The organism is Streptomyces sp. NPDC002536 (assembly GCF_053594995.1).
On sequence record NZ_JBSFWU010000131.1, the window covers coordinates 1 to 17,562 of the forward strand.

Annotated in this window: 18 protein-coding genes; 7 read left to right on the forward strand and 11 right to left on the reverse strand. The window is 69.3% G+C overall.

The genetic code is table 11. From position 1 onward, the window contains the following. Positions 1 to 179: 179 nt before the first annotated feature. Positions 180 to 527 (reverse strand): transcriptional regulator, encoded by a 348-nt coding sequence (locus tag ACWD4B_RS31555; RefSeq protein WP_451423967.1) that lies wholly within the window; start codon positions 525 to 527, stop codon positions 180 to 182. Between the two features lie 252 nt (positions 528 to 779). Here ACWD4B_RS31555 and ACWD4B_RS31560 point away from each other — a divergent pair, with 252 nt between their 5' ends. Continuing rightward, positions 780 to 1,226 carry an RICIN domain-containing protein gene (locus ACWD4B_RS31560; RefSeq protein WP_451423968.1) on the forward strand — a complete coding sequence of 149 codons (447 nt, stop codon included), beginning with the start codon at positions 780 to 782 and terminating at the stop codon, positions 1,224 to 1,226. A gap of 33 nt (positions 1,227 to 1,259) precedes the next feature. On the opposite strand, the gene ACWD4B_RS31565 is transcribed toward ACWD4B_RS31560, so the two are convergent. Next, the gene (locus ACWD4B_RS31565; protein ID WP_451423969.1) at positions 1,260 to 2,726 is read right to left on the reverse strand and encodes a family 2 encapsulin nanocompartment cargo protein terpene cyclase; all 1,467 of its coding nucleotides are present in this window, start codon (positions 2,724 to 2,726) and stop codon (positions 1,260 to 1,262) included. Between the two features lie 75 nt (positions 2,727 to 2,801). Between ACWD4B_RS31565 and ACWD4B_RS31570 the strand changes: the two genes are divergently transcribed. Both ACWD4B_RS31570 and ACWD4B_RS31575 read left to right on the forward strand, forming a co-directional pair. Continuing rightward, positions 2,802 to 4,241 (forward strand): family 2B encapsulin nanocompartment shell protein, encoded by a 1,440-nt coding sequence (locus ACWD4B_RS31570; RefSeq protein ID WP_451423970.1) that lies wholly within the window; start codon positions 2,802 to 2,804, stop codon positions 4,239 to 4,241. Positions 4,242 to 4,297: 56 nt separating this feature from the next. Further along, complete coding sequence (locus ACWD4B_RS31575) at positions 4,298 to 5,158, forward strand: geranyl diphosphate 2-C-methyltransferase (RefSeq protein WP_451423971.1); 861 nt, start codon at positions 4,298 to 4,300, stop codon at positions 5,156 to 5,158. A gap of 57 nt (positions 5,159 to 5,215) precedes the next feature. On the opposite strand, the gene ACWD4B_RS31580 is transcribed toward ACWD4B_RS31575, so the two are convergent. Continuing rightward, complete coding sequence (locus ACWD4B_RS31580) at positions 5,216 to 5,791, reverse strand: TerD family protein (protein ID WP_336416055.1); 576 nt, start codon at positions 5,789 to 5,791, stop codon at positions 5,216 to 5,218. Between the two features lie 160 nt (positions 5,792 to 5,951). Between ACWD4B_RS31580 and arfB the strand changes: the two genes are divergently transcribed. Then, positions 5,952 to 6,389, forward strand: a complete 438-nt coding sequence (gene arfB, locus ACWD4B_RS31585; protein ID WP_451423972.1) for an alternative ribosome rescue aminoacyl-tRNA hydrolase ArfB — start codon at positions 5,952 to 5,954, stop codon at positions 6,387 to 6,389. A 169-nt stretch (positions 6,390 to 6,558) separates the two neighbouring features. Here arfB and ACWD4B_RS31590 read toward each other — a convergent pair whose 3' ends face one another. Continuing rightward, positions 6,559 to 7,119 carry a flavin reductase family protein gene (locus tag ACWD4B_RS31590; RefSeq protein ID WP_451423973.1) on the reverse strand — a complete coding sequence of 187 codons (561 nt, stop codon included), beginning with the start codon at positions 7,117 to 7,119 and terminating at the stop codon, positions 6,559 to 6,561. Between the two features lie 311 nt (positions 7,120 to 7,430). On the opposite strand from ACWD4B_RS31590, the gene cdgB reads away from it, so the two are divergent. Both cdgB and ACWD4B_RS31600 read left to right on the forward strand, forming a co-directional pair. Then, positions 7,431 to 9,185: a diguanylate cyclase CdgB gene (cdgB, locus tag ACWD4B_RS31595; RefSeq protein WP_451423974.1), complete on the forward strand. Its 1,755-nt coding sequence runs from the start codon at positions 7,431 to 7,433 to the stop codon at positions 9,183 to 9,185. 129 nt (positions 9,186 to 9,314) lie between these two features. After that, complete coding sequence (locus ACWD4B_RS31600) at positions 9,315 to 10,253, forward strand: CBM35 domain-containing protein (RefSeq protein WP_451423975.1); 939 nt, start codon at positions 9,315 to 9,317, stop codon at positions 10,251 to 10,253. 44 nt (positions 10,254 to 10,297) lie between these two features. Here ACWD4B_RS31600 and ACWD4B_RS31605 read toward each other — a convergent pair whose 3' ends face one another. Both ACWD4B_RS31605 and ACWD4B_RS31610 read right to left on the reverse strand, forming a co-directional pair. Then, positions 10,298 to 10,510, reverse strand: a complete 213-nt coding sequence (locus tag ACWD4B_RS31605; protein WP_451423976.1) for a DUF397 domain-containing protein — start codon at positions 10,508 to 10,510, stop codon at positions 10,298 to 10,300. Next, a complete protein-coding gene (locus ACWD4B_RS31610) occupies positions 10,507 to 11,355 on the reverse strand; it encodes a helix-turn-helix domain-containing protein (protein WP_451423977.1) in 849 nt (282 codons plus the stop codon). Before ACWD4B_RS31610 ends, ACWD4B_RS31605 begins: the two co-directional genes overlap by 4 nt. Before the next feature lie 202 nt (positions 11,356 to 11,557). Between ACWD4B_RS31610 and ACWD4B_RS31615 the strand changes: the two genes are divergently transcribed. Further along, complete coding sequence (locus ACWD4B_RS31615; RefSeq protein ID WP_451423978.1) at positions 11,558 to 12,205, forward strand: ATP-binding protein; 648 nt, start codon at positions 11,558 to 11,560, stop codon at positions 12,203 to 12,205. Positions 12,206 to 12,505: 300 nt separating this feature from the next. On the opposite strand, the gene ACWD4B_RS31620 is transcribed toward ACWD4B_RS31615, so the two are convergent. The 5 genes from ACWD4B_RS31620 to ACWD4B_RS31640 all read right to left on the reverse strand — a co-directional run bounded on the left by ACWD4B_RS31620 (position 12,506) and on the right by ACWD4B_RS31640 (position 17,398). Beyond that, the gene (locus ACWD4B_RS31620) at positions 12,506 to 12,949 is read right to left on the reverse strand and encodes an RICIN domain-containing protein (protein ID WP_451423983.1); all 444 of its coding nucleotides are present in this window, start codon (positions 12,947 to 12,949) and stop codon (positions 12,506 to 12,508) included. A 428-nt stretch (positions 12,950 to 13,377) separates the two neighbouring features. Beyond that, a complete protein-coding gene (locus tag ACWD4B_RS31625; RefSeq protein ID WP_451423979.1) occupies positions 13,378 to 14,220 on the reverse strand; it encodes a class II fructose-bisphosphate aldolase in 843 nt (280 codons plus the stop codon). 31 nt (positions 14,221 to 14,251) lie between these two features. After that, a complete protein-coding gene (locus tag ACWD4B_RS31630) occupies positions 14,252 to 15,166 on the reverse strand; it encodes a 1-phosphofructokinase family hexose kinase (RefSeq protein ID WP_451423980.1) in 915 nt (304 codons plus the stop codon). Positions 15,167 to 15,275: 109 nt separating this feature from the next. Beyond that, complete coding sequence (gene nagA / locus ACWD4B_RS31635; RefSeq protein WP_451423981.1) at positions 15,276 to 16,445, reverse strand: N-acetylglucosamine-6-phosphate deacetylase; 1,170 nt, start codon at positions 16,443 to 16,445, stop codon at positions 15,276 to 15,278. Next, entirely contained in the window at positions 16,445 to 17,398 is a 954-nt protein-coding gene (locus ACWD4B_RS31640) for an ROK family protein (protein WP_451423982.1), read from the reverse strand. Before ACWD4B_RS31640 ends, nagA begins: the two co-directional genes overlap by 1 nt. Positions 17,399 to 17,562 lie beyond the last annotated feature (164 nt).

Sequence of the window (17,562 nt, forward strand, 5' to 3'; positions counted from 1 at the left end):
TGCGACAGCCAGGGCGAAGACGGCCTCCAGGCCGGAAGCGACGAGGAACCAGGTGGCGGTGAACAGGGCGAGGCCGTGCCAGCCCCCCAGGTGCTAGGCCTGGAGCATCGTGGCAGGCCCTAGTCCGGTTCGTCCAGTGAGAAGGTCACTGAGGAGGCGGCGGTGGAGGTCTGTGAGGTTCACACGACGGCCTGGGCGTCGGGAGCGAGTTCGTCGAAGGCGCACTCCCAGGCGTTGCAGATGTCCCGACTGATGAGCGTGCGCAGGACCGGCCACATGCCGATGAGCCGTTCGCGATTCAGGTAGTGGACCAGGTCGTCGTGCTGCCCCTCGGCCAAGAGGATTCTGTAGCAGCTCATGCACAGCCGGGGCTGGTCGAGGTCGAACTGGGTCAGGCCGGACCACGCGAGGTGCAACGGCAGGCTGACGGCGCTGTGCGCGGGGCCGTGGAGTTCCGAGAGCGCAGAGGGGAGGCGCCGGGCGAACCTGGCACGGCGAAGCTCGGTGGTGCTGGGCGTGGCTGCCATGTGTCGACTATTCCGCAGTGGGCCGGGACGGTCCGGTGATTCCGGCCGCGAGTACGGCAAGGCCGCGGGGGTGGGCCTGCACGGTGTCCATGCGGGCCGTGTGTTACTGCGCAGTGACACACGGCCCGACCGTTGCTTGCCAGCCAAGATCCCCCGGCGCCCTTGCCCGCCCCCACGGCCGTCCCTAGGGTCCCGTTCCGGAGATCGATCGAACTCCTGAATCCACTTCGAGCGGACGGGCATACGCAACCCATGACACAGCTCAGCGGCTTCTTCACCCTCACCAGCGTCAAGAGCGGCAAGCTCCTCGACGTGGCCGGTGCCAGCACCGCCGATGGTGCGAACGTCTACCAGTGGGACGCCAACGGCACCGACGCCCAGGCGTGGGATCTCCGGCCGGCCGGGGCGGAAGGGGTCTGCACGCTTCACCCCCGCTGCAGCGGCAAGGCACTTGACGTGCAGGACAGCAACAAGGCGGACGGCGCGAACGTCCTTCAGTGGTCCGCCGACCCGAAGCGGACGTCGCAGCAGTGGCAGCTGACCCCGGTCGGTGACGGTGACGTCTACACGCTCAAGAACGTCAACAGCGGCAAGCTGCTGGACGTCTACGACAACGGCATGGCCGCCGGCGTCAACGTCATTCAGTGGTTCGCCAACGGCGGCGACAACCAGAAGTGGCGCCTGACGCCGGTCAAGTGAGCGCAGGAGGGGGCGCCCCCCCCAGGCGCCCCCTCAGGGCGACGTCGCGTACCGCGTACCGACATTCCCTGCGTGCCATTCGTGGTTGCCGGTCATCCAGTTGTGCAGGCCGGTGACGAAGCGGGCGACGAGCGGGTGCATGGCGGCTAGCGCGGCGGCCTGTTCCTCGAAGAGGTGGACGATCTCGTTGTGGACCTCGATCGCCTTCTGGAAGGCGTCGTGGATGGAGCAGTCCTCCTCGGCGGCGATCACGGTGGGCAGGCTGTAGTGGAAGCGCTCGCTCGCCTGCTCCTTGCGCAGTGAGTAGAGGTCGTTGCAGAGGGTCGAGGCGTTGGAGGACAGCGCGACGGCCCGCTGTACCGCCGGCTCCGCGAAGAGGTGGGCGGGCAGTTCGTAGCCGCCGATCGAGTCGGTGAGGGTCAGGCACGGGCGGAAGCTGTTGAACTGCCGCTGCACCAGGTACTCCCACACGGCGGGCGTGCGGCGCTGGCTGATGCAGTCGCCCTCGGCGCCGTAGCCGAGGTAGAGGTTGACGATGTCGTGCCGGAAGCGGTGCGCCTGGGCCGGGGTGGCCAGGGCGTAGAAGTGGTCCATGGCCGACCGCATCGAGCGCAGGGCCGGGTGGGCGTCGAGGCCGGCCCGCCAGTCGGCCTCGTAGCGCGGGGTGTTGTGGGCGGGGTCGATCGCGGACTGGGCGACGGCGAGCGCCGCGCCGCGGCGGTCCGCGGTGCCGCCGTACTGCGCTTCGCAGAAGTAGTCGTCCACGGCGTTCTCGCCGATGAGGAGACGGGCGGCGGCCATCAGGTGGTCGATGCTCGGCGCGTCCGGGTGGCACAGGACCACCGACCGCCCCGCGTCGAAGGCCAGGAGGTCGTCCCTCAGATCGGTGTCCGGGTAAAGGTCCACTTCCTTCTCGGCCCACTCGACGAGCCGGTCGTTGACCTCGTCGGCCAGCGCACGGTCGTCCCGTACGGCCGGCGGGCAGTAGAGGCCCTCGATCCGCTGCGACGACGGCTGCAGTGTCGGTTCCGACACCGGTGGCGCCGGAAGCTCCGGCGGTTCCGGCAGTGTTGTGTCTGTTTCCAGCGCCAAGTCCTGCGCGAGGCGCAAGGAGTTCGTCCCGATCCCCGTCGGCCCGGACAGCAGACGTGTCACCGGGGGAAAAGACCCGGCGTCGGTCGTACCGGGGATTGGCGCCATCATCCGCAACTCCGTCCACAGATCCGTACATCCGACACGCGCGTGACCACCGTGCCCACTCCCGCGAAGACGGCGCAAGGGCGCCCTCCCGCCCCGTTCCTTCCCAGCGCCGGGCCGGATATCCCGGGCCGGTTCACCGGATTCCGGCCGTACTGAGGAGCGATGGCTCCCGTTGTCGGGGGACGCCGGAGACGTCTGAACTCGGCATCCGTGGTCCGCGGCCGGTGGCGCAAACGCACGGCATACGTTTCGCCACTCTCGACCAACATCGTTACGCGCTGCTTCACTTGCGGCTCGCATCGCCTGCGGCAGGCCCGGCCACCGCGGCCGATGCCCCCGACATGCCTCCCCCACACCGTCTGGAAGGGAACAGGGATGACGACCGCAGTGACGCCTGAGCAGCCTGAGCAACCTGGGCAGGACGAAGCGAACGCAGGGCGGGCCCAGTTGAGCCTCGGAGTCGCGGCTGCCCGCAATCTGGCGACCACCACCAAGACCGTTCCGCAGATGCAGAACATCAGCTCTCGCTGGCTGCTGCGGACACTGCCCTGGGTGGAGGTCAAGGGCGGCACGTACCGGGTCAACCGGCGACTGGTCCACGCGGTCGGCGACGGGCGGGTGACGTTCGTCCAGGAAGGGGCCGCGGTCCGGGTCGTCCCTGCCGAGCTGGGCGAACTGCCCCTGCTGCGCGGGTTCGACGACGCAGGCGTGCTGCAGGCGCTGGCCGGACGCTGCGAGCAGCAGGAGTACGAGCCGGGCCAGGTCCTGGTGCAGGCCGGGCAGCCGGCGGACCGGGTCGTGCTGATCGCGCACGGCAAGGTGGAGCAGACCGGCACCGGGAAGTACGGGGACGAGTCGCGGCTGGGGGTGCTCGCCGACGGCGGGTTCTTCGGCGGGCAGGCCGTGTCGGAGGAGCCCGGCGCGTGGGAGTTCACCGCCCGTGCGATGACCGCGTGCAAGGTGCTGGTGCTGCCCCGGCGGGCGTACGAGGAGGTGGCCGGGCAGAACGAGCGGCTGCGCGAGCACGTACGGAGCCGCCGGGCCGAAGGCGACCGCCCGCAGAACAAGCGCGGCGAGGCGGACATCGCGCTGGCCGCCGGCCACTCCGGTGAGCCCGTCCTGCCGGGCACGTTCGCCGACTACGAACTCGCACCGCGCGAGTACGAGTTGAGCGTGGCGCAGACGGTCCTGAAGGTGCACACCCGGGTCGCCGATCTCTACAACGACCCGATGAACCAGATCGAGCAGCAGCTGCGGCTGACCATCCAGGCGCTGCGCGAACGCCAGGAGTACGAACTCGTCAACAACCGCGAGTTCGGGCTGCTGCACAACGCCGACCACGGCCAGCGCATCTCCACCCACTCCGGCCCGCCCACCCCGGACGACTTCGACGAGCTGCTGAGCATGCGCCGCCAGACCAAGGCGTTCTTCGCCCACCCGAAGGCCGTCGCCGCCTTCGGCCGCGAATGCAACCGGCGCGGCCTCTACTTCGGCGACGTGGACGTCGACGGCCACCGCATCCCCGCCTGGCGCGGCGTGCCCATCTACCCGCTGGGCAAGCTGCCGGTCTCCGACCAGGGCACCACCTCGATCCTGGCGATGCGCACCGGCGAGGAGGCCCAGGGTGTGGTCGGCCTGCGGCAGACCGGCATCCCGGACGAGTACGAGCCGGGCCTGAACGTCCGGTTCATGGGCATCAACGACCAGGCCGTCATGTCCTATCTGGTCAGCACCTACTCCTCGGCGGCCGTGCTGGTCCCCGACGCGCTCGGCGTCCTGGAGAACGTCGAGGTCGCCCGCACCCCCGACGCCTGAGCCGCGCACCGCCTGTTCGACCCATCGGAACGTTGAACGTTAAGGAGCACCCCCTCATGACCACCACCCCGGAAGCCCCTGCCCAGGTCCTGCGCACCGCGTATCAGCAGTCGGTCGCCGATTACTGGAACAGTGAGAAGGACCCGGTCAATCTGCGTCTGGGCGATGTCGACGGCCTCTACCACCACCACTACGGGCTCGGCGACTACGACCCCTCCGTCCTGGAGGGCCCCGAGGACACCCGCGACGCCCGCATCATCGCCGAACTCCACCGCCTGGAATCGGCGCAGGCGGACGTCCTGCTCGACCACCTCGGCGACGTGCAGCCCACCGACCGCCTCCTCGACGCCGGCTGCGGCCGCGGCGGCACGAGCATCATGGCCAACGCCCGCTTCGGCTGCCGGGCCGACGGCATCTCCATCTCCCACACCCAGGTCGACTTCGCCAACGCCCAGGCCCGCAAACGGGGCGTGGACGACCGGGTGCGCTACCACTTCCGCAACATGCTCGACACCGGCCTGCCCACCGGCGCCTTCCGCAGCATCTGGAACAACGAGTCCACCATGTACGTGGACCTGTTCCAGCTCTTCGCCGAGCACGCCCGCCAGCTCGCCTTCGGCGGCCGCTATGTCGTCATCACCGGCTGCTACAACGACGTGACGGGTGGCCGTTCCAAGGCCGTCAGCCGCATCGACGAGCACTACACCTGCAACATCCACCCCCGCAGCGCCTACTTCAAGGCGATGGCGGCCAACGGCCTCGTCCCGATGAACGTCGTCGACCTGACGGCAGCGACGATTCCGTACTGGGAACTGCGCGCCCAGTCCTCCCTCGCCACCGGCGTCGAGGACCCCTTCCTGACCGCCTACAAGGAAGGCAGCTTCCACTACCTGCTCATTGCGGCCGACCGCATCTGACCCGTCTGCCGACGGGTGTGGGGCACTCCGCACCGCGGGGTGCCCCTTGCGCGTCCGTCAGACGTTGACGCCGAAGTCGCGCGCGATGCCGACCAGGCCCGACGCGTAACCCTGGCCCACCGCACGGAACTTCCACTCCGCGCCGTTGCGGTACAGCTCGCCGAAGACCATCGCCGTCTCCGTCGCCGCGTCCTCGCTGAGGTCGTAGCGGGCTATCTCCTGGCCGCCCGCCTGGTTGACGATGCGGATGTACGCGTTGCGCACCTGGCCGAAGTTCTGCGCGCGCGTCTCGGCGTCGTAGATGGAGACCGGGAAGACGATCTTGTCGACGTCGGCCGGGAGGGCGGCCAGGTTGACGTTGATCTGCTCGTCGTCGCCCTCGCCGGCGCCCGTCGTGTTGTCGCCGGTGTGGACGATGGACTGGTCCGGGGTGGACTTGTTGTTGAAGAAGACGAAGTGCGCGTCCGAGTAGACGCGGCCGCCCGCGTTCACGCCGATGGCGCTCGCGTCGAGGTCGAAGTCCGTGCCCGTGGTGGTGCGGACGTCCCAGCCGAGGCCGACCGTGACGGCCGTCAGGCCCGGGGCCTCCTTGGTGAGGGAGACGTTGCCGCCCTTGGAGAGGCTTACAGCCATGGGATGGGTCCCTTCAGATCGAGCAGATCGAGATCGACGAGGTCGTCATCCGGGAGAACGCTCGGTGGGGGCAGTGGGGTTCCAGGGTTTCTTTACTTTCTTTGCCCAGTCATGGTTCCGGCATAAAACGATGTGACGGTGCGGCGGGCCGTGCGGGATCATGGGACACATGTCCGGTCCCTACGTCATCCGCGGCTCCGTCTCCCTCCCGGAGGCCGAGCTCATGTGGCGTTTCTCCCGCTCCTCGGGGCCGGGCGGGCAGCACGTCAACACCAGTGACAGCCAGGTGGAGCTGCGCTTCGACCTCGCGCGCACGGATGCGCTGCCGCAGGTGTGGAAGGAGCGGGCGCTGGAGCGGCTCGCGGGCCGGCTCGTCGACGGGGGCGTGGTCGTCGTACGCGCCTCCGAGCACCGCTCGCAGTGGCGCAACCGCGAGACCGCCGCCGTCCGCCTGGCCTCCCTGCTCGCCGAGGCGTCCGCGCCGCCGCCCAAGCAGCGCCGGGCCACGAAGATTCCGCGCGGCATCAACGAGCGGCGGCTGCGTGAGAAGAAGCAGCGCGGCGAGACCAAGCGGGGGCGCACCGGGCGGGATTGGTGACCGCCGGATTGTGCCCCGTCAGGGGCGCGGGGAACTGCGCGAGCAACCACGACGCGCCCGCAGTCGAGGTGCTCGGGGCTGCGCCCCGGATCCTCGGGATGGTGCGTCGGCTGCGGGCCGGTGGGGGCTGGTCGCGCAGTTCCCCGCGCCCCTTCAGGGCACGAAGGCCCTACCCCAACTGTCGGTAGCGGCCGCGGAAGTACGTCAGCGGTCCGGCGTCCGTGCTCGGCGCCGTCGCCGTGAGGACGCGGCCGATGACGAGTGTGTGGTCCCCCGCCGGCACCCGCTGCTCCGTGCGGCACTCCAGCACCGACAGCGCTCCGTCGATCAGCGGCGCACCCGTCGCCTCGCCGTGCCCGTGCGGGACGTCCGCGAACAGCAGCCGGTCGCTGATGCGGCCCTTCATGGCGAAACGTGCCGCCACCTGCCGCTGGTCCTCGGCCAGGACGGAGACCGCCCACAGGGGCTGGCGGGCCAGCAGGTCGTCCATCCGGGAGTCGTTGCGCACGCTGACCATGACCAGCGGCGGCTCCAGGGAGACGGACAGGAAGGCCGTCGCCGTCATGCCGACGTCCTCGCCGCGCGGGCCGTCCTCGGGGTCGTGCGCGGTCACCAGCACCACGCCGGCGGCGAGGCGGGCGAGGGCGGCACGGAATTCGTCGGCGCTCACCCCTTCAGGATGGGCTATGCCGGACGCGACGGGCGGGGTGGCGGAGGTCGTCTGCAACACGGTGTGCACGCTAGTCGCCTTTCCCCGAGGGGCGCATCGGGCTGTGGGACCAGGCCCTGGGCCTAGGCCCGTGTCACTTCCGCCCACTTCCCGTACAGTCGCGGATTTGCGTTCGTAAGGCGTTCGCGTGGCACAAGGAATCTCCGAACGCCAGTGCCCGGATGGCCCCCGCACTTGTGACATGAGTCACATGAAGCGCTAATTGTTGACCCTGTGTACCGAGCAGTCAGCTCGCTGTGATTCAGTGGCCGTGGTAAGCGGACGACAAAGAATCCTGGAGTTGCTGTTTAGGTCTCGGGGGAGAGCGAGCTATGGAGACCGAGTCGGAGCCATATGTCCGCCTGGCCACCTTGCGACAGGTGCATCAGGCAGTCGCGGAGCTGAACACCGCGCGCAGCCTCGCGGACACCTTGCAGACCGTCGCGGACGGCATCGTCACCGGGCTCGGGTACGAGCTCGCAGCCGTCAACCTCGTCCGGCCGGACGGGGATCTGGTGGTGGCCGCGGTGGCCGGAAGCGCCAGCGCAGAGGCGCTGATGTCGGGCCGCGTCGGCTCACGGGTGTCGTGGGAGCGGCGGCTCACCATGGGCGACCAGTGGGGCGAACTGCGGTTCATCCCTTACACGGAGGGGTGGGTCCTCGACGAGGACGACGTCCCCCAATGGCACACCGCCGGGCCCGCCCCGCGGTTCGCCGACGAGTGGCATCCCATGGACCGCCTCTTCGCCCCGATGTACACGACGGGGCCCTCCGGGGGCGAACTCCTGGGCGTCATCTCGGTGGACAAGCCGCACAACGGGCGGCGCCCGGGCGCCTGGGGCCGCGAAGCGCTCCAGATGTACGCATCGCAGTCCGCCATTGCGATCAGCAACGCTCGTCTACGCGCAAATATGCAACGCGCCCTGGTCCGGCTCGAACGTGAACAGCAGGCCCTGCGCGCCAGCGAGGAGAGCTTCCGGCAGGCCTTCGAGTACGCGCCCAGCGGCATGGCCATCGCCGAGCTCGGCGGCGACCAGCACGGGCGGCTGCACCGCACCAACGACGCGCTGTGCCGGCTGCTCGGCCGCTCCGCCTCCCAGATGCGGCGGTACTCCTTCTCCGACCTCGTGCACCCCGAGGACATAGGCACCCTGCTCCGCACCTCCGCCGAGGGCGGCCGGGCCGAGCTGCGGCTGGCCCGGCGCGACGGCACGTACCTGTGGGTGTCGCTGCGCAACTCGGTGGTCGCCGACGCCGCGGACGGGCCGCGCTTCCTGCTGACGCACGTCGAGGACATCGAGGAGCGCAAGCGGCACGAGCTGCAGCTCGCCCACCGCGCCAGCCACGACTCCCTGACCGGCCTGCCCAACAGCGCCGAACTGCGCGCCCGGCTCAGCGCCCGGCTGTGCGGGAGACCGCCGGGCAGCGAGACGCACGCCGCGGCGGACGTCGCGCCGTACGGCTGTCTCGACGGCTTCGCCGAGGTCGAGAGCGTCGCGAGCACCGCGCCCTACGGGCACGGCTTCGGCTCGGACACCGTGCCGGACTACGCGCCGGACTTCGCTCCCGACGAGTACGCGGACGGGGGCTACGCGCACGGCGGTTACGCCCACCATCACGACCACCACCACGTGCACACGTTCGCGCCGGACGAGGACGGCCAGGCCTCCGGCGACGACGACGCCGACGCCAGAGGCCTGGCCGTCCTGTTCTGCGACCTCGACGGCTTCAAGGCGATCAACGACCGCTACGGGCACCACACCGGCGACGCCGTCCTCATCGAGGTCGCCCAGCGGCTGAGCAACGGGGTGCGCGAGGGCGACACCGTCGCCCGGCTCGGCGGCGACGAGTTCGTCGTCCTCGCGGACGGGCTGGGGCCCGCGGACGCGGAGGATCTCGCGGTGCGGTTGCGCAACGCCATCATTCCGCCCATAAGGGTCGACGGGCGCGCGGTGCGCGTCGGAGCGAGCTTCGGCATCGGCTGGGCGGGCTGCGGGATGTCCGCCGACGAAGTGCTGCACTCCGCTGACCAGCGGATGTACATCGAGAAACGGTCCCGCGCCAAAGCCGGCCGCCGGGCAGGATAGGTGGCGCACGGCGTGATCCGGCCCGCTCGGGGTAGGCTGCGCCGATGCGGCGCAGCCGCCGAGCGTGTACGAGCGAGCGCGTGCAGAACGTGGGCGCCGATGGGCACACCATGTGGGGAGTGACAGGGGATGACGGCCGGCAACAACGGCAACGGCACCGGGACGCCGGAGAACGACGACCCGTTCGGCTACCTCTACCGCTCTGAGGGCGGCGAGGGCACCACGGAAGCGCCTGCCGAGCGCCGGCCCGGGGTGCCCCGCACCTCGTACAACCAGGTACGCCCTGTCGGCTCACGCCAGTACGGCCAGCCTGCGGGCGCGCAGCGGCAGCAGCACCCGCACTACGCGGCCCCGGAGACCCTGCCGGGCGGGGCTGCGCCCCAGGCTCCGACGGGCCCTGCGGGGTACGCGGCGGGTCCGGCCGCTCCGGCACGTCCGAAGCGGCGGGGGCCGCTGATAGCGGCGATAGCGGTCGTCGTGGTTGTCGCGGGTGGCATCGGGGTGGCGATGCTGACGAACAACACGTCGTCGACGGACAGTAAGCAGAACTCTGCGGGTGAGCAGAAGTCCGGCAAGGGCGACAAGTCGGGTGACGACTCGAAGAAGGCGAGCGACGAGCCTCAGAACCCGTCGGCAGCCGGGATATTGAAGCGTGACGCGGCGAGCCTGCGCCTCAGCGGCGGTGCCACGACCGCCAAGGACGTGCAGGGCGCCAAGGCCGACGGCGGAACGTACATCACCGGCATGAACAAGCCGGGTGCCGCGGTCGAGTGGAGCCTGGAAGTGCCGCAGGCCGGCGAGTACACCGTCTTCGTGGGGTACGGCGTGCCGGGCACGGACGCCAACTCGACGCTCACGGTCAACGGCCAGGCGAGCAGCCGGCAGCTGAACATGAAGAACTTCGCCCAGGCGAAGAACGGCGAGTGGGACAAGGGCTGGACGCGTACGTTCGCCTGGATCGACCTCAACAAGGGGACGAACACCATCAAGGTGTCCTGCGAGCAGGGCAACCAGTGCAACTTCAACCTGGACCAGGTCTGGCTGAAGCCGGGGCATGTGAACGGCTAGTGACTGTGCGCGTGGCGAGCTCGCTGTGTGGGGGGTATGTCCTGTCAGCCGAGCTCGCCACTTCGTATGCTGTTGACGAAGCCCGTCCACGCAGCGCGGTGAAACGCCAGGACAGGGCTGCCCGGGTACTTGGAGTCACGCACGATGGTGCCGACTCCTGACGGGGCGGCCTCGAGGCACTCGCCCCCAGATCCGTTGCTATAGCTGCTCTTGAACCACGCGCTACAGCCACGTATGGAGTGTGGCGTGCTGCTCATCGGGAGTACTCCTCAAGGACACGTCTGATCAGCGAAGTCGACTTCGACGGGCTTGACGCGATTGCCCGCAGGCTGTCGAATGCCTTCGCGTACTGGTCAACGTCCTCCGGCGCCTCCAGGTAGACAGCGTCGGTCAGCCCGTCACGGTAGACGACATCCTGATCTGCCTGTTCGGGGAAGCCGAGGATGGTGAACGCGCCGGTCGCCGGGTAGGTGCCCGCGTTGAATGAGAGCACCTGCAACGTGACGTTCTTCAACTGTCCCACTGACAGCATATGTTCGAGTTGCGCGCGCATCAGCGCCCTGTCGCCGACAACGTGCCGCAGAACGCTCTCGTGAACGATGGCCCACAGGTCGGGCGGGTTCTCGCGGTGGAGGATCGCCTGGCGTTCCATGCGTACGTTCACATGACGCTCCAGTTCCTCCTCTGCGAGTTGGACGGTCGCTCTGTGCAGCTCAGCTGTGTAAGCAGCTGTCTGAAGCAGGCCTGGCACGAACTCGCACTGGTACTGCCGGAGGCTTGAGGCGTCTTGTTCCAGGCCGATGTAGACGGAGAACCAGGACGGGACGGCTGAGCCGTGTGCGTGCCACCAGCCGCGCAGCTTGGAGTCCTTGGCGAGCCGCTTAAGGAACTCGCGGAGGTCGTCGGTCGTGTCGTAGAAGCGGCACAGCGCATCGATGTCGGACGGCTGGACCCTTCCGCTGCCGGTCTCCAACCGGTTGACCTTGGATCCGCTCCAGTCCAGTGCCTTGCCCACCTCGTTGCACGTGAACTGGTGCTCTTCACGAAGCCTCTTGAGCTCGATGGCGAGCCGTCGGCGCCGGGCGGTGGGGGAGCCGGTCATCGCAACCTCCTTGGGAATGGCGAGCGTTCAGTCCATCGAAGCGCGTACGACACGCCAATCACCCGATGGAGGGAATCGCTTCGTGCACATTGCATGGCGGGATGTGCACTGTCATGCTCGCATGCATCAGAGCGGAGAGTTCGCATGGTGGGACTCTCCGTCGCTGCGCAGAGGCGGTGGTTCGATGAGAGGCGAGGCTCGCATGGACATCGATCAGCACCGGCACCCGAGAAGGTGGGAACTGCCGTTCCTGGCAGTTCCGGAGAACGTCGCCAAGCTTCGGCGGTCTGTGTGTGTTCCGTTGAAGCTCTGGGGCCTGATGGACCTTGCAGATACGGTGCAGCTGTGCTTGACAGAGCTGGTCGCTAATGTCATCACGCACGTTGGTGCCGAAACGCCGGCATGGGTCGCTGTCTCAATGGAGGGGGCATCTCTGCGTATTGAGGTTCGCGATCCTGCCGCGGACGCCCTGCCTGCACTACGCTGTCTTACATCGTCTCGCGAACACGGCCGGGGATTGCGTTTGGTCGCAGCAATGGCCGATCGATGGGGCGTGTTGCCGAGCGAACATGGCAAAACAACCTGGTGTGAACTGAGCGTTGGGGTAGCCGAGCTTGGGGGCGGCGTCGGCAGTCCGCCGGTTACTTACCTTGAGGCGTTACCAGCCCTCTGTGGGGGAAGCTCTGTGCGCCAGGAGGCTGGCTCTCCACTTGCTCCGAGTGTGGCTGAGGAGGCGTCGATTGGAGTGATCGCTCATCTTCTCCACTGGCTCCGCGGTCGCGGGGCAGACCCACGTGCTGTGCTGGACCGCGCATATGTGTGCTTTGAGGCAAGGGTCGATTGCTGCTGAGAGCGGCACATCTCTTGCCTGAGGCAGGGTTGAACCAGAATTACCAAGATGGAGCGCGGTGCCTGGGCTGTTGAGGCGAGGGGTATTGAGTGATCCTAATTCGCCTTATGGGTAAGGTGAATTGTGCGGTTCAATGTTGACTGCGAGAGCTTGTGGAAAGTTGGCGGACGGTGTAACCCGCTGCCCGCCAACTCCCACACAAGCATGACCCTACGTAATGGCTCATCTCGATGGTGGCCGGGCTGCTTGCCTCGGCCTCATGGATCTATGCCTCATACCGTCAAACAGGCAGGATATGATTTATCCCCACCCAAACGACCAGTCCTGCCCGTTGACGTGCGCGCAGTCCCACTGCTGGGCTCGGGCGCCGTTCTGAGAGCTGGAGTTCTCGATCTCCAGGCACTTTCCACTGTTGTGATTGATAAGCTTCTGCTGGCCGTCTGTGGTTACGAGGTGCCACATCATGGTGTCGTTATTTCTGTTGCAGGCCCACTGCTGGGCCCGGGCACCGTTCTGAGTGCTGGAGTTCTCAATTTCCAGACACTTTCCGCTATAGTTGCGGATCATATATACTTCGTTGGCTGCCTTGTCAAGCCACCACATTGAGCCTGTCTGGCCGTTGCAGCTCCATTGCTGAGCTCGATCGCCGTTTCCGAGCCCGGAGTTCTCAATCTCAAGACACTTTCCGGTGCCGCTCGACATGTACCACCACTGGTCTGCGTGGCTTGCGTTCGCAGTCGCCATTGTGAGGGCGACTGCGGAAATTGCAACGGTTGAGATTTTCGCGACTGCCTTCAATGCGTGTTCCGCCTGACTGTAGAGCTGCCTCTGGTTCAAGTGAATCGTGCCGGCAGAAGGCAATCGTACGCGTGTTTGGGTGTGGTCGGCAATGTGAATCCCGCCTTCCGGTTAATGGTTGGTGTCTGGCCAGTGAGGCGATTTTTAGCCATCTTGCTGAAGGGGTCGCTTGTATGGCCGAGCGGGGCCTGGCCTGGGGTTGTAAATTGGCTTAACCGTTTCGGCCTGTCTCGGTAAGAGGGGAATGGATTTCACCCCTCTATAGTCGGTATCCGCTGCGCTTAAGTTCCTGAGAGACGCCAAGGCTGCGGCCAGCGTGGTGGTTCATGAAGCAGTTGAGGTGCTACGGACACCGGCTGAGCGGTTTTGTGAAGTCAGACGTGAGTGTCTTTGGCTCTGACGGCTAGCAGAAACCTCGCGACTGTCGCCGACATCTCCTGGCGGGCCGCAGTTAGATACCTGCGCGGGTCCACCGTCGACGGGTGCGCCTCCAAAAAGGCGCGGACCGTGCCCGTGAAGGCCGTGTTGAGGGCTGTGCCCACGTTGATTTTCGTCATGCCTGCGGTGACCGCGCGGCGGAGTTCCTCGTCCGGGACGCCGGACGAGCCGTGGAGGACCAGGGGGACCGGGACCGCCTCGTGGAGTGCCGTGATCAGGGTGTGGTCGAGGGTGGCCGTGCGGATCGTCATCGCGTGGGTGCTGCCGACCGCCACCGCCAGGGCGTCGATGCCCGTCTCTGCGGCGTAGGCGGCCGCCTCGGTCGGGTCCGTGCGGACGCCGGGGGTGTGGGCGTCGCCCGCCTTGCCGCCGATGCGGCCCAGTTCGGCTTCCAGCCAGAGGTCGCGGTCGTGGGCCCAACGGGCCGCGGCAGCCGTTGATTTGACGTTGTCGGCGTAGGGGAGCTTCGACGCGTCGAACATGGCCGAGCTGAAGTCGTGCGTGTGGGCGGCGTGGAGGAGGTCCGTGCTCTCGACGTGGTCGAGGTGCAGGGCGAGGCGTGCTGTCGAGGTGCGGGCCACGGCTGCGGTGGCGGCGGCGATGGGGGCCAGCCGGTTGCCGTGGTACTTCACGGCGTTCTCGGAGATCTGGAGGATGGCGGGGGCTCCCGCCGCCTCGGCTCCCGCCGCGATGGCCTCGGCGTGTTCAACCGTGATGACGTTGAAGGCCGTTACGGCTCCGCCTGCGGTCATGAGGTCTGCGGTGCGGATGAGGGGCATTCGGCTTTCCCTTTCCGTGGGGGAGCGGGGCCTACGCCCCTGTGACCCTGACCTTCGGCAGCAACTCCTCGTACAGCGTCGCGTCGAACTCGCCCGCCACCGGGGCGCCGACCGTCGCCGCCGACAGTGCCACCGCCCTCGCCAGGCGGTCCGGCCAGGGGAGGCGCCAGGCCGAGAGGAGTCCGGCGACCGTCGCGTCGCCCGCGCCCGTCGGGTTGCCGCGTACGGGGCGCGGCGGGGTCGCACGCCACGTGCCGTCGGGGGTGACGGCCACCATGCCGTCAGGTCCCAGCGAAGCGGCCACCGCGTGGGCGCCGCGGCGGCGGGCGTCGCGGGCCGCCTCCAGGGGGGCCGTCGAGCCGGTCAGCGCGGCCAGTTCGGCCGCGTTCGGCTTGACCACGTCGGGGCGGGCGGCGATGCCGCGGCGGAGCGGTTCGCCGCTGGTGTCCAGCACCACCGGCACCTGGTGCGCCCGCGCCTGCCGCACCAGGTGCGCGTACGCCCCCACCGGCACCCCGGGCGGCAGGCTGCCGCACAGCGCGACCGCCTCCGCATCGGCCAGCAGGCGTACGTAGCGCTCCTCGAACGCGGCCCACTCCTCCTGAGTGACCTGCGGGCCCGCCTCGTTGAGCTGCGTCGTGTCGCCCGTCGACTCGTCGACGACGGCGACCGTGCGCCGGGTCGTCCCGGATATGGAGGCGAGGGCGTCGCTCACGCCGGGCGCGCTCTCCGCGAGGAGGCGCTGCAGGGTCTCGCCCGTCGCGCCGCCCACGAAGCCGGTCACCACCGTGTCGTGGCCGAGCGCGGCCAGCACGCGCGCGACGTTCAGGCCCTTGCCGCCGGGCCGTTCGACGGCCCGGGTGACGCGGTGTTCGGTGTGCGGGAGCAGGCGCGGGACCCGGTAGGTCAGGTCGAGCGCGGCGTTGAGCGTGACCGTGAGGATCATCGGCGCCTCTCTCTCGCAACAGTGCGACATCGCGCGAGCGATCATGCCAAAACAGCGGCGGCAGGCCCAGTCCCCCGGGCCCGCCGCCGCTGTCGAAATGGGGTGACAATCAGCGCACTTCGGGAGTGACCACCCAAGTGCCCTTGCGCATCACACCCACGAGCTCGTACGCATCGTCGAACACGACCAGGTCCGCGTCCTTGCCCGGCTCCAGCGAACCGACCCGGTCGGCAACGCCCAACAGACGGGCGGGGTTTGCCGACAGGGCCTGCACCGCGGCCTCGACCGGGAGCTTGTCGATCGTCACCGCGCGCTTGAAGGCCGTATCCAACGTCAGCGTCGAGCCCGCGATCGAGCCCGCCGTCGGGCCGTCGGCGATCCGGGCCACGCCGTCCTTGACCTCGACGCGCATCGGGCCGAGCGGGTACATGCCGTCGTTCATGCCCGCCGCGCCCATCGCGTCCGTGATGAACGCGACCCGCCCCGCGCCCGCGCGGGCGAACGCCAGCTCCAGGACGGACGGATGCAGATGCGTACCGTCGTTGATCAGCTCGACGGTGACCCGCTCGTCCTCCAGCAGCGCGGCGATCGGGCCGGGCGCGCGGTGCAGCAGCGAGGGCATCGCGTTGAAGAGGTGCGTGGCGACGGTCGCGCCCGCGTCGATCGCCTCCAGCGTCGCCTCGTACGTGGAGTCCGTGTGGCCGACGGCCGCGATCACGCCGTGGTCGGCGAGCAGCCGGACGGACTCCAGGCCGCCCGGCAGTTCGGGCGCGAGCGTCATCATCCGGGCCGCGCCGCGCGCCGCGTCGACGAGCTTGCGCACGTCCGCCGGGTCGGGGTCGCGCAGCAGCTCCGGCTGGTGCGCGCCGCAGCGGTGCGGGGAGATGAACGGGCCCTCGAAGTGGATGCCCGCCAGGTCGCCCTGCTCGGTGAGCTCGGAGAGGACCGCGGCCTGCCGGGCCAGGTCGTCCAGGTCGCCGGTCACGGTCGACGCGACCATCGTGGTCGTGCCGTGCGCGCGGTGCGTGCGGATCGCGGTGAGCGCCTCCTCGGCGCTGCCCGCGGAGAAGGACGCGCCGCCGCCGCCGTGGACGTGGATGTCCACGAAGCCGGGGACGATCCAGTGGCCGGACAGGTCGAGGGTCCGGTGCCCCGTGATCCGAGGGGTCCGCGGGGCGATCTCCGCGATGCGGTCGCCCTCGACCGCGAGGGCCGTCTGCTCCGCCACGCCCGTGGGCAGGACCAGCCCGGCTCCGGTGAGAACTGTGCGTTCGGCCATCAGGCGGATACCTCCGTGGCGTCCATGGCGTGCTGAGTGATGAGATCCCAGGCGAGCAGGCCCGCGCCCAGGCAGCCGGCGGTGTCCCCGAGGGCCGCCGGAACGATGTGGGGGAGCTTTTGGAACGTGAGGCGCTCCGCGACCGCCGCGCGCAGGGGCGCGAACAGCGTCTCCCCGGCCCCGGCCAGCCCGCCACCGATGATCAGGGTGCCGGGGTCCAGCAGGGTGACGGCCATGACGAGGCCGTCCGCGAGGGCGTTCACGGCCTCGGCCCAGACCGCCGCCGCGCGGGGGTCGCCCGCGGCGACGGCCTTCGCGCAGTCCGCGGCGTCGGCCTGCGGGTCGCCGCCGACGCGGGCCCAGGCGCGGCTGACGGCGCTCGCCGAGGCGACGGTCTCCAGGCAGCCGCGGGCGCCGCAGCCGCACGGCTCGCCGCCGGAGCCGGGGCGGACGGCGACGTGGCCGATCTCGCCCGCGCAGCCGTTGGCGCCCTCCTCGACGCGGCCGTCGATGCCGATGGCTCCGGCGATGCCGGTGCCGAGGGGGACGAACAGGAAACGGCCGGTGCCACGGCCGGCACCGATACGGCCCTCGGCGAGCCCGCCGGTGCGCACGTCGTGCCCCAGGGCCACCGGGCCGCCGACGCGGTCGGCGAGGAGGGCGCGCAGCGGGACGTCGCGCCAGCCGAGGTTGGCGGCGTACACCGCCGTGCCGGTGGCGGTGTCGACGATGCCGGGCACCGCTATGCCGGTGGCCGCCGCCGGCTCGCCGTAGCGGCGCTCGCCGAGGTCGCGGAGCTCTGCCGCGAGGTCGAGGATGCCGGTCACGACTGCGTCGGGCCCCTGGTCGCGGCCGGTGGGCCGCCGGGTCTCGTGCAGCAGGGCGTGGTCCGCTCCGATGAGGGCCGCCTTGATGGTGGTGCCGCCCACGTCGAGCGCGATGACGTGTTTCACGGGGACAGTTTCGCGCGGTGGGGGGCGAAAGGTCTAGTCCACTCGGACGTGGCGGCGCGGTTTGCGCCCGCCCACCCGCCCGTTTGCCCGGCGCCAGGCCGGTGCCGGTGCGCCCCGTAAGGGGCGCGGGGCTGTGACATTGTGCGGCTCCGCCGCGTGGGCGC

Coding starts and splice junctions, on each gene's coding strand:
- ACWD4B_RS31555 (WP_451423967.1), bottom strand. CDS start 527: ATGGCAGCCACGCCCAGCACCACCGAGCTTCGCCGTGCCAGGTTCGCC.
- ACWD4B_RS31560 (WP_451423968.1), top strand. CDS start 780: ATGACACAGCTCAGCGGCTTCTTCACCCTCACCAGCGTCAAGAGCGGC.
- ACWD4B_RS31565 (WP_451423969.1), bottom strand. CDS start 2,726: ATGCGAGCCGCAAGTGAAGCAGCGCGTAACGATGTTGGTCGAGAGTGG.
- ACWD4B_RS31570 (WP_451423970.1), top strand. CDS start 2,802: ATGACGACCGCAGTGACGCCTGAGCAGCCTGAGCAACCTGGGCAGGAC.
- ACWD4B_RS31575 (WP_451423971.1), top strand. CDS start 4,298: ATGACCACCACCCCGGAAGCCCCTGCCCAGGTCCTGCGCACCGCGTAT.
- ACWD4B_RS31580 (WP_336416055.1), bottom strand. CDS start 5,791: ATGGCTGTAAGCCTCTCCAAGGGCGGCAACGTCTCCCTCACCAAGGAG.
- arfB (WP_451423972.1), top strand. CDS start 5,952: ATGGGACACATGTCCGGTCCCTACGTCATCCGCGGCTCCGTCTCCCTC.
- cdgB (WP_451423974.1), top strand. CDS start 7,431: ATGGAGACCGAGTCGGAGCCATATGTCCGCCTGGCCACCTTGCGACAG.
- ACWD4B_RS31600 (WP_451423975.1), top strand. CDS start 9,315: ATGACGGCCGGCAACAACGGCAACGGCACCGGGACGCCGGAGAACGAC.
- ACWD4B_RS31605 (WP_451423976.1), bottom strand. CDS start 10,510: ATGAGCAGCACGCCACACTCCATACGTGGCTGTAGCGCGTGGTTCAAG.
- ACWD4B_RS31610 (WP_451423977.1), bottom strand. CDS start 11,355: ATGACCGGCTCCCCCACCGCCCGGCGCCGACGGCTCGCCATCGAGCTC.
- ACWD4B_RS31615 (WP_451423978.1), top strand. CDS start 11,558: ATGGACATCGATCAGCACCGGCACCCGAGAAGGTGGGAACTGCCGTTC.
- ACWD4B_RS31620 (WP_451423983.1), bottom strand. CDS start 12,949: ATGGCGACTGCGAACGCAAGCCACGCAGACCAGTGGTGGTACATGTCG.
- ACWD4B_RS31625 (WP_451423979.1), bottom strand. CDS start 14,220: ATGCCCCTCATCCGCACCGCAGACCTCATGACCGCAGGCGGAGCCGTA.
- ACWD4B_RS31630 (WP_451423980.1), bottom strand. CDS start 15,166: ATGATCCTCACGGTCACGCTCAACGCCGCGCTCGACCTGACCTACCGG.
- nagA (WP_451423981.1), bottom strand. CDS start 16,445: ATGGCCGAACGCACAGTTCTCACCGGAGCCGGGCTGGTCCTGCCCACG.